Below are 12,865 nucleotides of genomic sequence, written 5' to 3' on the forward strand. Positions count from 1 at the left end.
GCGGCGGATCACGTCGCCGTCATTGCAGATCAGCTTGGCTTGCACGCGCACGCTACGACTCGTCCGGCCCTTGCCGAAATGCCAGAGCGACATATCTTCCTTGTTCTCGCGCAGCACGATGCAGGGCAGCGCGGCGAGATCGTCGGGCGTCTCGGGCAAGCCATGGCGCTTGATGAACGCGGGCGACGCACAAAGCAACCGCGCATTCGGCGCAATCGCGTAGCCCACCAGGTTGGACACCTGCAGCGCACCGATATGGACGACCACATCAAAGCGCTCAGCGGCTTCCGTCAATGGGGCATCGGAGAGCGTCAGTTCGATGTCGACGTCGGGATGCTCCTGCTGAAAGTCGCTGATGACCGGTGCGATATAGCGCCGCCCGAAACCCAGCGGCGCATTGACCTTGAGCGTCCCCACCAGGCCACCCTGGCGCGTTTGCAGATCCTCCGACAACGCATCGAGCTGCCGGATCAGTTCCGCACCGCGCTCGCACAGCAGTGCACCCTCTTGCGTAAAGCGCAGGCTGCGCGCGGTGCGGTCAACAAGCCGCACGCCCAGTTTCTTTTCCAACTGCTGCAAGCGCTGCGACACCGCCGATGGCGTCAGGCCCAACGCCCGCGCCGTGGCAACCAGGCTGCCGTTTTCCTGGATGGCCAGCAGGAAGCGTAGATCGGCGGAGTCGGTCATGGCTTACTTGCCGGCAAAGCGATCGGTAGCGGCAACAAGCTGATCGAGGATGCCGGGTTCGCTCCATGCATGACCCGCGCCTTCGATCAGGTGGAAATCCGCGTCGGGCCACGCCTGGTGCAGCGCATACGCGTAGCGCACCGGACACGGCATGTCGTAGCGGCCGTGCACGATCACACCTGGAATGCCGGCCAGCTTGTGCGCCTCGCGCAGCAACTGCCCTTCCTCCAGCCAGCACTGGTGGGTGAAATAGTGGTTCTCCAGCCGTGCGAAAGCCAGCGCGAAATGGTCGTCGGCGTGCTTGGCGCTGTTGCTCGGGTCAGGCAGCAGCGTGATGGTCTCGCCTTCCCAGACGCTCCAGGCGCGGGCGGCTTCGATCTGCTTGGCGACGTCGTCGCCGGTAAGCACCTTGCGGTAGGCGGCAATCATGTTGTCACGCTCCGCCTCGGGGATGGGCGCCTGAAAGCGTACCCATTTCTCGGGGAACATCTCCGACACGCCGAACTGGTAGTACCAGCGCAGCTCTGCCTGCGTAACGGTGTAGATGCCGCGCAGCACCAGCGCGCTCACACATTCGGGATGCTTCTGCGCGTAGGCCAGCGCCAGCGTTGAGCCCCAGGAGCCGCCGAACACGAGCCAGCGCTCCGCACCGGCAATGGCACGCAGGCGCTCAATGTCATCTACAAGATGCCAGGTGGTGTTGGCCTCCAACCCCGCATGTGGGGTCGAGCGCCCGCAGCCGCGCTGGTCAAACAGCATCACGTCATAGCGTGCCGGGTCAAACAGGCGGCGGTGGTCGGCCGAGATGCCGCCGCCCGGCCCGCCGTGCAGAAACACCGCTGGCTTGGCACCGGGCGTGCCGACGCGCTCGTAGTAGATGGTGTGGCCATCGCCCACATCGAGCATGCCGGTTTCGTACGGTTCGATGGGCGGATACAGCGTGCGCAGTGCAGACATGGTCGGTCAGGATGGCTGTGAGTGACGCACGAGTGTAGCGCTGTCCCGGTTGCGGACGCGCCGGGCTTGGCCAGCGGCGACTCAATCACATTGCTGTGGTGACCGGGCCACATCGCCGGCCATGAATTTGCTGCGTCGCAATATTGCGACTAACATCAGGGTAATCCCTAGGTTATCGCTCAGAAAGGAATCGCCATGAAAGCCGCCGCACTCAACGCCGCCCCCACGTCCCGCCTTGCTCGCTTCTGGCAAATCCTGCGCCGTGAAGCCTCGCGCGCCATCGCGCTGCACGTGGAAAGCTGCGGCATGATGGCCGAGCTGTATCGCCGTTCGGGCCGCTAAGCCCGCTTGCGTTTTTGCGCCGCACCATTCTTAGGATGTGACGCGAGCCCCTCAGCTCAGGTCTCAGTCCACTGCCGCATCAGGTTGTGATACACGCCGATCAGCGTGCGGCGCGCGGTGGCATCCGCGTCAGTCTGGTTAAGCGTCTGGATCGCGTTGTCCAGGTCGAACAGCATGGCGCGCTGCGCGTCATCGCGAATCAGGCTTTGGATCCAGAAGAAGCTCGCCACGCGCACGCCGCGTGTGATGGGTGTGACCTGATGCAGGCTCGTGGCCGGGTAGATCACCAAGTCGCCGGCATTGAGCTTGATGCTGTGCATGCCGTAGGTGTCTTCGATCTGCAGCTCGCCGCCGTCGTAGCTGGCCGGGTCTGACAGAAACAGCGTGGCCGAGATGTCCGTGCGCAGCTTGGCACCGTTGTGCGGGTGGATGCGCACGCTGCCATCCACGTGCGCGCCGAAGGTCATGCCCTCGCCGTAGCGGTTGAACATTGGCGGGTACACTACGTTCGGCAACGCTGCGCTGATGAAGCGCGGGTGCCGCTCCAGCACGCTCAGAATGAGCTGCTGGCACTGCAGGGCGACTTCGGCGCGCTCATCAATCTGCTGGTTGTTCTTGACCGGCGCCCCTGAATAGCCGGCCGACACGCGGCCATCCACCCAGGCATCGCCCGCGTTGTCGAGCAGCTCGCGCAGCGCAGCCACCTGCGCGGCGTTGAAGACGTTGGGAATACAGACAAGCATGGTGCGTGCGCCAATCAAGCGGTGAGGGACGGGGCCTGAAGGTCCATCCCTCCAAGCCGTTACATGCGATACACCACCGACAGCATCGCCGCGCGGCCGGTACCCGGCACGGCGCGACCGCCATCGGACGGAATCAGCGCATCGTAATACGTCTTGTTGAACAGGTTGAACACGTTCAGGCGCACGTCGTACTTGGGCTGGTGGTAGGCCAGCATCGCATCCCAGCGCACGAAGCCGCCCACCTGCACGGTGTCGGTGTTGTTGGCGTAGCGCTGCGACATGTAGAACGCGCCCGCACCCACTTCCCAGTTCGGCATGAAGGTGTAGCTCGTCCACACCGTAGCGGCATGCTTGGGTGTGTTGGCCGGCGCCATGCCCTGCGTGCCCGCGGCGATACCGTTGACGATCTCCGCATCCAGGTACGTGTAGCCCGCGAAGATCTGCAGCTTGTCGGTCACGTGGCCCGTGGCACCCAGGCGCGCGCCGCGCACGCGAATCTTGCCGGCAGAGGTGTACGTCGTGCTGTCGATTTGCGTGCGCGCGTTGTCCTTGGTGATCTGGAACACCGCCGACGACACCGACAAGTCGCCATTGAGCAAATCCCATTTGCCGCCGGCTTCATACGATTTGTTCTTCTCCGGGTCCAGATTCTGCTGACCCGTCGTACCCACCAGTTGCTCCAATGACGGGTTGAACGAGGTGCCGTACGACACGTAGTACGACTGCCAGTCCGTCGGCTGCCAGATGCCACCCAGGCGCGTGCTGACGAAGTTCACCGTCTGCTGCGCATACGGTAGCGCGGTGATCTTGGCCGATGCCGGCGTGTTGGCCGCGTTCAGCGAGTTCGAAATGCTGGCGATGTAGCGGTCATAGCGCAGACCCGCCACCGCCTTCCACTGCTTGGTGAACTCGATCGAATCGTTGAAGTACGCCGCCACCGTGTTGGCAGAACCACCCTGCACGTTGCCCAGCATGGACGGCGCATTCGACGGCGAGTTCGTATAGCTCGGGCTCACCAGCGGCTCGCACGACACAAACCCGCTCGTCATGCTCGACTGCACCAGCGGCGTGCCGTTGCACGAGCCGTTGCGATAGTAGTTCTGGTTGTCGTAGCCATCGTGGCCGAACTCGGTGCCCACCAGCAGCGTGTGTTTGACTGAGCCCGTATCGAACTTGGCCGTCAGCTCGGTCTGGTTGAACAGCGAGTAGTCACGGATGCGACGGTCGTGGCTTTGCAGGCGTACCGACAACGCAGACAGCGGCAGATTGCTGTTGGTCAGCGCCGTGAACACGCCCGTCGGGCTCACCGTGCCAACCGCATTGGGCGCCGTCTCGCGCGCATCGGTCTGCACGTAGTTGAACTGCGTCTGGTTGCGCAAGCGCAGGTTGGGCGAGAACTTGTGGTCGATATTGGCCGAAAATGCAGCCACGTCCTGCGTGGTGCGGTCGTCCGTGAAGCCGTAGTACGTCTTCGGATCAACGTTGACCGGGTGGCCGTTGAGGTTCGGCACACCGTAGTCAGGCATGTCGCGGTTGTGCTGCAGCAGCGCGGAGAGGGTCACCTCGGTGGGCGTGCCGATGCCGAAGCGCCACGACGGCGCAATGCCGAAGTCCTGCGCCGTCATCTCGTCGCGGGTGCTGGTCTTGCCGTTCTGCGCCATGGCAGCCATGCGGAAGGCAGACGTATCGGACGTCGGCGTGTTGACATCTACCGTGGTACGCACCAGGCCATTGGTGGTAACCGAGCCGGTGATTTCCGTGGCCGCCTTCAGCGACGGCTTCTTCGTCACCTGGTTGATGACGCCGCCGGTTGAACCCCGCCCGAACAGCATCGACGACGGGCCCATCAGCACTTCCACCGAATCGAGGGCGAACAGATCACGGTAGTACTGGCCGCGATCGCGAAAGCCATCCAGGTAGATGTCGGTGCGCGCCGAAAAACCGTTCAGGTTGATGTTGTTGCCGATCTGCCCGCCCTCAGCCGCGCCGATGGTGATGCCCGGCACATTGCGCAGCGCATCGGCCAGCGAGCTGGCGCCCTGCGCATCGGTCAGTGCCTTGGGCACCACCGTCACCGACTGCGGAATGTCGCGCAGGTTCTCGGGCAGCTTGGAGATCGAACTTTTGGCGGCGTTGTAGTCATCACGCGGGGCGGTGGCCTTGACCACGGCCTCGGGCAGCGTAGCCGTGGCAGTGGCGGCGCTGTTGGCAACGACAGGAGTGGATGCGGCTTGCTGAGCGAGTGCGACGGCAGGCGTGGCAAACAAAGCCAGCAGGGCGCTGGCGACGGGCCTGGGGTTCAGGCGATTGGGGCGGTTCATCTGGGTGGTTTCTCCGGGCGGCGCCCTTCCTTCTGGATGCCAGCCGCTGCGGAACGCCCTCCTGCGCCCGTGCCGCCGTGCACAAGAGCGCACTACGAAATGCGGACGCAAATATAAATGATAATGATTCGCAACAGCAATCAATTATCACATTTTCTATGAAAAGTTCCTGAAAACGCACACCATAAAGCGATCCAAAGATCGCTTTTGCTTGGGTTTTGCTGAGAAAACACGCTTGTTGCCGTGTGGAAAGCGTGTCTGGGTTCGCGAGCGACGCAGAAATCGGCGGAGCGTACCTATTTCTGCGTACCGCTCGAAGCCGGGGACTACGGCAAGGGCTGGGCACCCTCACCCGCATCCTCGTGCGCTTCCTTTTTGTTCTGCGCCAGCGCCCGCGCATACACCGACGGCGCACCCGCCGCATGCGCAGTCACGTAGCCGGTGATGCACGCCAGCATGAGCGGCAGCACCACTTGGTACGACAGCGTCATCTCAAAGATCATCAGGATCGACATGAGCGGTGCATGCGTGGTGGCCGCCAGCAACGCGCCCATACCGACCACCGCATAGCTGATCGGAACCGGCGCCGCTCCCGGCAGCAGCGCGTGCATGCCTGTGCCGTACAGCAAGCCCAGCGCCGCACCACAGAACAGCGTGGGCGTGAACACACCGCCAACTGCGCCCGAACCCGCGCTGGCCGCCGTCGCCACGACCTTGCAGATCAGCACCAGCGCCACGGTCTGCCACAGCCACGGCTGGTGCAGGAAGCTGTTGACCACGCTGTAGCCGTTGCCCCAGACCTCAGGCAATTGCGTCGACAGCGCACCAACGATCAGCCCACCCAGTGCCAACCGCAACGTCAGCGGCAACTTGGTACGGGCAAAGGCATCACGTGCGCGGTCAATCAGCCCCAACAGCAGCGGCCCCGCCATGCCTGCCGCCAGGCCGAGCCCCAGATAGGTCAGCACTTCCCAGCCAGACACGAAATCGAAATGCGGCATCTCGTAGACCGCGCCGTACCCGAAGAACTGGCGCAACACGATGTCGGCGGTCACGGCCGACACCAGCAGCGGCCCCAGCGTGGCCGTGGTGATGACCCCGAAGACGATCTCGCTCACGAACACGGCGCCTGAGATCGGCGCGTTGTAGGCGGAGGTGATACCAGCTGCCGCCCCACACGCAACCAGCAGACGCAGTTGCTCGACTGAGACCGGTCTGATGTGCCCAAACCCGCGCCTCAGCACGCGCCCCAGCAGCGAACCGCACATCGCCGCCAGTTGCACCATCGGCCCTTCCCGCCCGATGGACGCACCACTGGCCACCGAACACAGCGACGACGCACTGCGTACCAAGCTCTGCCGCGCGCTCAACACGCCGTCGCCCACAGCGATGGCTTCCATATAGTCTTCCGAGCCCTTGCGTGGAATCCACTTCAGCCCGACCTGCAGCGTAAGCCCCGCCAGCACGCCGCCGATGGCCGGCACCAGCAGGCGCGCCCACCACGGCAGTGCGCGGGCCGTGGCCACCAGCCCCTGATCGGTGCCGGAGAGCCACCACTGCAGCTGGCGCAGGCACTCGCGAAACAGAATCGTCGACAAGGCGCCCGCGCAGCCGATCACGGCAGCGTAGACAAACACCAGATGTTCGCTGCCGAACGGCAACCGCGCGACCACGCGCTGCCACCACGCTGGGCGCGGTGATGGGGTGGGCGATGGCGTTGGTGTATCCGGAATGTGGGTCATGACGGCCCCGTAAACGGCAGACCATCATGATAGCGGGCGAGTTGCGCAGGGATTACGCCGGCGTATGCACGGCGCCATCAACAAACCACGCTTGCGGCAAGCCAGCCACGCGCCGGTTCGGGCTCCATGCCATGACGCGTACATCGGCCAGGTGTTCCAGCACAAAAGGATCGCGCGCCACGATGGCATCGATCTCCTCACGTGACGCGGCGCGCGCGAGGATGGCGCCGCCTTCGCGCGGGAAGAGTGGTCCGGACATCAGGAAGTGCCCGCTCGCGTAGTGCGTGTCCAGGTGTTGGCGATGGGCGGGCAGCACGCGGTCCATCTCGGACAACGGTGCGCGATAGGCGAAAAGAATCAGGTACAGCATGGGAGGACTCCTTGTGCATGATGCGTGAAGGGGGTAATACGACGCGCCGCGAGGCACCACACTGCCGAGCACCTCGCAGAAACGGGTACGCCGCAGAAATGGGTACGGTCATGGTCGCAGCAGCAATGCTCCAGAGGTTTGGCCGGCCTCCAGCGCCGCGTGCGCAGTGGCCGCCTCTTCAAGCGCATAGGTACCGCCCACCGGCACGTGCACGCCTTCGAGCATGCGTTGCAACGCGGCCTGCGCACCGGCGCGGTAGCGCGAGAGATCCGCCATGTAGCGGAACACGCCCGGCCGCGCCAGCGCAATGGAACGCGATGGCCCCAACTCAGAGAGGTCAAGAGTGTGCGTTTGCGTATTGCCGACATCGCTCGCCTGGCCGATGCTCGCCACCATGCCGAATGGCCGCGTCACTGACAGAGACGTTTGCAACATCGCCCCGCCTACACCGTCAATGGCGTAATCGACGCCATCACCATCGGTCAATTGCAGCACGGCTTCACGCACGTCCTGCTGACGGTACAGCACGACGTGGTCTGCGCCATGGCCGAGTGCGGTGGCCGCCTTGGCCTCGCTGCCGACTGTACCGATCACGCGCGCACCCAGGCGCTTCGCCCACTGCACCAGCAGCAGGCCCAGGCCACCGGCTGCCGCATGCACGAGTACCGTGTCGCCCGCCTGTACCCGGCGTACCCGAGACAGCAGCATGTGCGCGGTGATGCCGCGCAGTAGCGTAGCGGCGACGGTTTCGTCGTCCAGCGCATCCGGCAGCGCAATCGCGCGCTCCGCAGGAATGTTGCGATGGCTTGCATAACCGCCGGGCGCGCCGTCCATCAGCCCGGCCCAGGCCACACGCTGGCCGACCACAAAGCCGCGCACGTCCGACCCCAGTGCTTCCACCACCCCGACGCCTTCCACTCCCAACACCGCGGGAAACGCCGGCACCGGGTACAGCCCGGCACGGTGATATACGTCAACAAAGTTCACACCGATGGCGGTGTGGCGCACCGTCAGTGCATTGGGTGCAGGTGGTGAAAGCATCAGGCTGGCGGGCTGCAAACCCAATGCAGAAGCGGGTTCACGAAGTTGAATGACCTTGGCATGCATGACAAATGTCCTCGCAGAAATGGGTACGCTTTTCAGTTTCATGACGATGGGTATTGCTGCCGTCATGTTGTGAAACAAGCGTATTCCGTTCAGAATCGCCCGGGAATTCTCAAAAACTGAGCATCTTCTGTGCAAAAAAGCCCGGATCGACCGAAACGCGTGCTCACAAGCGCGGTAGTGGCCGAACCTTCTTCCTCCTTGCAGTGGGATGACGTGCGCTACTTCCTTGTGCTGGCGCGTGAGGGCAGCCTGTCGGCCGCAGCGCGGCGGCTGGCGGTGGAGCACACCACTGTGGCGCGGCGTGCCGATGCGCTGGAGCAATCGCTGGGCGTGCGGTTGTTCGACCGCCTGCCACGCGGCTGGCGCCTGACCGCCGAGGGCAGTGCGCTGGCCGAGCGCGCCGAGCGCATGGAGCAGGAGGCCGCCGGCTTCGCCCGCGCAGCGGCGGGTGCGGGCAGCCTGCGCGGGACGGTGCGCATCTCGGCGCCACCCACCATCGCGAGCCACTTCATTGCACCGCACTTGGCCGCGCTGCACCGCCAGTGGCCGGGCATCAGCCTGGTCTTGCTGGGCGAGACGCGCAACGCCAACCTGATGGCACACGAGGCCGATCTCGCCATCCGGCTGTCGCGCCCGACTGCATCCACGCTGGCCACGCGGCCGCTAGGCGATCTCGGCTATGGGCTGTATGCAATGCCTGAGGTACTGGCGCAACCCGAAGCGGAATGGGAGTTCATCGGCTATGACGAGCGCCTGCGCCACGTGCCGCAGCAACGCTGGCTGGATGAGTACGCAGGCGAACGCCGCGTGGTCCTGCGTTGTAGCGATCTGGCGGCAATCCACCAGGCAGCACTCGCCGGACTGGGTGTGGCAGCGCTTCCGCACTTCCTGGGCGCACCCGCAGAAACGGGTACGCTTTTGCGCCGATTGCCGGTCGACCACCCCGCACTGCACCGGGAAATCTGGTTGGCGATCCACCCCGATGTGCGCCGCTCCCCGCGCGTGCGGGCGGTGGCCGATGCGCTGATCGCGTTATTCGACGCACAGCGGCACGTTTTAGCGGGGCATTGAACGTACGCAGAAACAGGTACGCTTTAGTGGAGGCGTACGCAGAAACGGGTACGCTTTGGGATAAAAAACCGGCACCAAGAGAGGGTGCCGGTTGTCTTTTACAGGCTCAGCCGCCCAGGTAGGCTTCGAGCACGCGCGGATTGCCCAGCAGGTTTTTCCCGCTGTCGGCCAGCACAATCTGGCCGGTCTCCAGCACATAGCCATGCTGTGCGATCTTCAGCGCCTGCCGCACGTTCTGCTCCACCAGGAAGATCGTCAGCCCTTCAGCGTTGATGGTGCGCAGGATGCGGAAGATCTCCTGCACGATGATCGGCGCCAGGCCCATTGACGGTTCATCGAGCAGCAGTACGCGCGGGCGGGCCATCAACGCACGGCCGATGGCGAGCATCTGCTGCTCGCCGCCCGACAGGTTGCCGGCCAGCCCATCGATGCGCTCCTTCAGGCGCGGGAACAGGTGGAACACGCGCTCCAGGTCGGAGGCAATCTGGGCGCGGTCCTTGCGCGCGTTTCGTGTGTACGCGCCCAGCTCCAGGTTCTCGCGCACCGTCATGGTGGTCAGCGTGGCGCGGCCCTCGGCCACCTGCACGAGGCCGCGCTGCACGCGCTTGTGGGGCGACCACTGCGAGACGTCTTCGCCCTCGAACAGGATCTGGCCGCGCACCTCGCCCTGCGATCTCGGAATCAGCCCCGACAGCGCCAGCAGCGTGGTCGACTTGCCTGCACCGTTGGCACCCACCAGCGAGGTGATCTCGCCAGTCTTGAGCGCAAAGTCGATGCCCTTGACGGCTGCAATGTGCCCGTACGACACGTCCAGCCCTTTGACTTCCAGCAGCGTGGTCATGCCGTTGCCTCCTCAGCATCATCATCGTCACGGCCCAGATAGGCCTCGATGACTTGCGGGTTGTTGCGAATCGCCTCCGGCGGCCCTTCGGCGATGATGCGGCCGAAGTTCAGCACCGCAATGCGTTCACACAGGCCCATCACGAAGCGCATGTCGTGCTCGATCATGAAGATCGTGTAGCCGCGCGCCTTGATGTTCTCTATCTCGGCCATCAGGTCGACCTTCTCGCCGGTGTTCATGCCGGCGACGGGCTCGTCGAGCAGCAGCAGCTTGGGCTCGGTCGCCAGCGCACGCGCGAGTTCAAGCTTGCGCTGGTCGCCGTATGAGAGGTTGTCAGCAATATCGTGCGCCTTGTGGTCGAGCTTGACCCACGAGAGCAGCTCCAGCGCACGGTCGCGCGCGCGGCGCTCGGCGGCGCGGTACTTGGGCAGCGAGAGCAGCAGCCCCGGCGCGCCGTAATCCAGATGCCGGTGCATACCGACCACCACGTTCTCCAGCAGCGTCATCTCCTTGAAGATGCGGATGTTCTGGAACGTGCGGGCAATGCCCATCTGCGTGATCTGGTGCGGCTTCTTGCCGACGAGGTTTTCGCCGTTGAAGGTGAGCGAACCACCGGTCGGTGCAAGCAGGCCGGTGATCAAATTGAACACTGTCGTCTTGCCAGCCCCGTTCGGGCCGATCAGGCCGAAGATGCTGCCCTGCGGCACTTCAATATTGACGTCCTGCAGAACCGACAAGCCGCCAAAGCTTTTGGAAATCGATGCAAGTTTCAGCATGGCGGCCTCAGCGCGATTCGTTGGAAGCAGCCCGGGTGTCACCGGTACTCGGCATCGTGCCACCGCGCTTGATGCCAAACCAGCGCGCGAAACGCGCCGGGTCCCAAATGCCCTTCGGCAAGAACAACACGATCACCATCAGGATCACGCCGTTGACAACCAGGCGGAAATCCTTGAACGCACGCAACAGTTCCGGCAGCAGCGAGAGGATCAGGCTGCCGAGGACTGGACCAGTCAGGCCATTGGTGCCGCCCAGGATGGTCATCGTGAGGATTTCCACGCCGCGGTCGAAGCCGAATTCGTTCGGGCCGATGAAGAACGTCAGGTGCGCATTGAGCGCGCCCGCCAGCCCGGCGATGGCCGCGCCCAGCGTGAACGCCAGCAGCTTGGTGCCTGCCACGTTAATGCCCATCAGGCCGGCGGCGGTCTCATCTTCCTTGATGGCCTCGAACGCGCGGCCCACCTTCGAGCGGCGCATGCGCGCGAGCACGAACAGCGTCAGCAACACGGCCAGCGCCACGTGCCACCACTGCGTGAGCTGCGGAATGCCGTTCAGGCCCAGCGCGCCGCCGGTCCAGTCTTCGGTGTTCAGGATCAGCACGCGCACCACTTCACCAAAGCCCAGCGTCGCCATGGCGAGGTACACACCAGACAGGCGCAGCGTCGGCCGACCGATGACGATCGCCACCACAGCCGGCGCCACCATACCGCCCAGCAGTGCCACCGAAAACGGCATCTCCGCATTCATCGTCAGCAGCGCCGCCGTATAGGCGCCAATGCCCATGAAGGCCGCATTCGCCATCGCCAGCAAGCCGCACGACAGCGTGAGATAGATGGACAGCGCCAGCAGCGCGTTGATGCCGAGCGTCAGCACCAGGTTGCTGTAGACCGACCAGAAATTGTCGAACCATTCCATGTCGTCGGCCTCCTTATGCCTTGCGTTCCAGCACCTTGCCGAACAGCCCTTGCGGCCGCACCAGCAGGATCAGGAACAGCAGACCGAACGCCACCGCATCACGCATGGTCGAGCCGATGTAGGCCACCGACAGCACCTCGGCAAACCCGAGGAACAGCCCGCCCAGCATCGCGCCGCGAATATCGCCCAAGCCGCCCAGGATGATGACCGCGATGCCCTTGTGCAGCATCGGCTGGCCCATCAGTGGGAACACCGCGTTGGAGTACAGGCCGATCAGCACACCCGACAATCCGCCCAGCGCGGCCGCCGCAAACGAGGTCAGCAGGAACAGGCCTTCCACGTTAATGCCCAGCAGCGCCGCCGCCTTGGGCGACTCTGCAATCGCGCGAAGCGCACGGCCCAATTGCGTGCGCTTGAGCAGCAGCATGAGCGCCGCCATCAGCACAAACGACAACACGATGATGCCCAGCTCCAGCGGCGTGAGGTGGATACCGCCGAGGTCCAGCGAGGCATCCGACACGAGCCCGGCCGGAAAGCGCATGTTCTCCGCGCCAAACACGCCTTGCATGGCGTTGTTGATGGCAATGCCCGCGCCGATGGTGGCGATCATCGGGATCAGGTGAGGCGCGTTGCGGCGGCGCAGCGGGCGCAGCAGCAGCACATCGATGATGAGCCCGGCCACGCCGCTCACGATAAAGCCGACGGCCAGCGCCGCCCATAGCGGCAATGTAAAGTGCGTCACAACCTGCAGCGCCGCATAGGCACCCAGCATGAACACCGCGCCGTGCGACAGGTTGATTACGCCCAGGATGCCGAAAACCAGCGTGAATCCCAGGGCGAACAACGCATACACGCAACCGAGCGACAGCGCATTGACGAGTTGCTGTTCCAGCATGATGAGTCAGATGAAGGGGTGGCCGAGGTTGCCCCGCGTGCCACAAAAAAGCGATGGGGCGTAGGTTTAGCTACGCCCCGCTTGTTCGGTCTCCAGG

At 64.2% G+C, this 12,865-nt stretch carries 13 protein-coding genes; 2 read left to right on the plus strand and 11 right to left on the minus strand.

Translation table 11 applies throughout. From position 1 onward, the window contains the following. On the minus strand, positions 1-687 hold a 687-nt coding region (locus JHD73_RS04050), incomplete at its 3' end, for a LysR family transcriptional regulator (RefSeq protein WP_199028025.1). Positions 688-690: 3 nt separating this feature from the next. Further along, the gene (gene pip, locus JHD73_RS04055; RefSeq protein WP_199028027.1) at positions 691-1,644 is read right to left on the minus strand and encodes a prolyl aminopeptidase; all 954 of its coding nucleotides are present in this window, start codon (positions 1,642-1,644) and stop codon (positions 691-693) included. Between the two features lie 195 nt (positions 1,645-1,839). On the opposite strand from pip, the gene JHD73_RS04060 reads away from it, so the two are divergent. Next, the gene (locus JHD73_RS04060; protein ID WP_199028029.1) at positions 1,840-1,986 is read left to right on the plus strand and encodes a hypothetical protein; all 147 of its coding nucleotides are present in this window, start codon (positions 1,840-1,842) and stop codon (positions 1,984-1,986) included. 56 nt (positions 1,987-2,042) lie between these two features. On the opposite strand, the gene JHD73_RS04065 is transcribed toward JHD73_RS04060, so the two are convergent. The 5 genes from JHD73_RS04065 to JHD73_RS04085 all read right to left on the minus strand — a co-directional run bounded on the left by JHD73_RS04065 (position 2,043) and on the right by JHD73_RS04085 (position 8,269). After that, positions 2,043-2,729 carry a Fe2+-dependent dioxygenase gene (locus JHD73_RS04065; protein WP_199028031.1) on the minus strand — a complete coding sequence of 229 codons (687 nt, stop codon included), beginning with the start codon at positions 2,727-2,729 and terminating at the stop codon, positions 2,043-2,045. 59 nt (positions 2,730-2,788) lie between these two features. After that, positions 2,789-5,050, minus strand: coding sequence for a TonB-dependent siderophore receptor (locus JHD73_RS04070; RefSeq protein WP_199028033.1), 2,262 nt, complete (start codon positions 5,048-5,050; stop codon positions 2,789-2,791). A 326-nt stretch (positions 5,051-5,376) separates the two neighbouring features. Next, positions 5,377-6,783, minus strand: a complete 1,407-nt coding sequence (locus JHD73_RS04075; RefSeq protein ID WP_199028118.1) for a ClcB-like voltage-gated chloride channel protein — start codon at positions 6,781-6,783, stop codon at positions 5,377-5,379. A 61-nt stretch (positions 6,784-6,844) separates the two neighbouring features. Beyond that, entirely contained in the window at positions 6,845-7,162 is a 318-nt protein-coding gene (locus JHD73_RS04080) for a YciI family protein (protein ID WP_199028035.1), read from the minus strand. Between the two features lie 108 nt (positions 7,163-7,270). Next, a complete protein-coding gene (locus JHD73_RS04085; protein WP_199028037.1) occupies positions 7,271-8,269 on the minus strand; it encodes a zinc-binding dehydrogenase in 999 nt (332 codons plus the stop codon). Between the two features lie 198 nt (positions 8,270-8,467). On the opposite strand from JHD73_RS04085, the gene JHD73_RS04090 reads away from it, so the two are divergent. Continuing rightward, the gene (locus tag JHD73_RS04090; RefSeq protein ID WP_199028120.1) at positions 8,468-9,340 is read left to right on the plus strand and encodes a LysR family transcriptional regulator; all 873 of its coding nucleotides are present in this window, start codon (positions 8,468-8,470) and stop codon (positions 9,338-9,340) included. Positions 9,341-9,446: 106 nt separating this feature from the next. Here JHD73_RS04090 and JHD73_RS04095 read toward each other — a convergent pair whose 3' ends face one another. From JHD73_RS04095 to JHD73_RS04110, 4 genes are read right to left on the minus strand one after another with little or no spacing between them, the layout of a single operon-like run. After that, positions 9,447-10,181 carry an ABC transporter ATP-binding protein gene (locus JHD73_RS04095; protein WP_199028039.1) on the minus strand — a complete coding sequence of 245 codons (735 nt, stop codon included), beginning with the start codon at positions 10,179-10,181 and terminating at the stop codon, positions 9,447-9,449. Then, on the minus strand, positions 10,178-10,957 hold the full coding sequence (locus JHD73_RS04100) for an ABC transporter ATP-binding protein (protein WP_199028041.1): 780 nt from the start codon (positions 10,955-10,957) through the stop codon (positions 10,178-10,180). Before JHD73_RS04100 ends, JHD73_RS04095 begins: the two co-directional genes overlap by 4 nt. 7 nt (positions 10,958-10,964) lie before the next feature. Beyond that, positions 10,965-11,873: a branched-chain amino acid ABC transporter permease gene (locus JHD73_RS04105; RefSeq protein ID WP_199028043.1), complete on the minus strand. Its 909-nt coding sequence runs from the start codon at positions 11,871-11,873 to the stop codon at positions 10,965-10,967. 13 nt (positions 11,874-11,886) lie between these two features. After that, positions 11,887-12,768, minus strand: a complete 882-nt coding sequence (locus tag JHD73_RS04110) for a branched-chain amino acid ABC transporter permease (RefSeq protein WP_199028045.1) — start codon at positions 12,766-12,768, stop codon at positions 11,887-11,889. Between the last annotated feature and the right edge of the window lie 97 nt (positions 12,769-12,865).

The organism is Ralstonia sp. ASV6 (assembly GCF_016429285.1).
Taxonomy (GTDB): domain Bacteria; phylum Pseudomonadota; class Gammaproteobacteria; order Burkholderiales; family Burkholderiaceae; genus Ralstonia; species Ralstonia flaminis.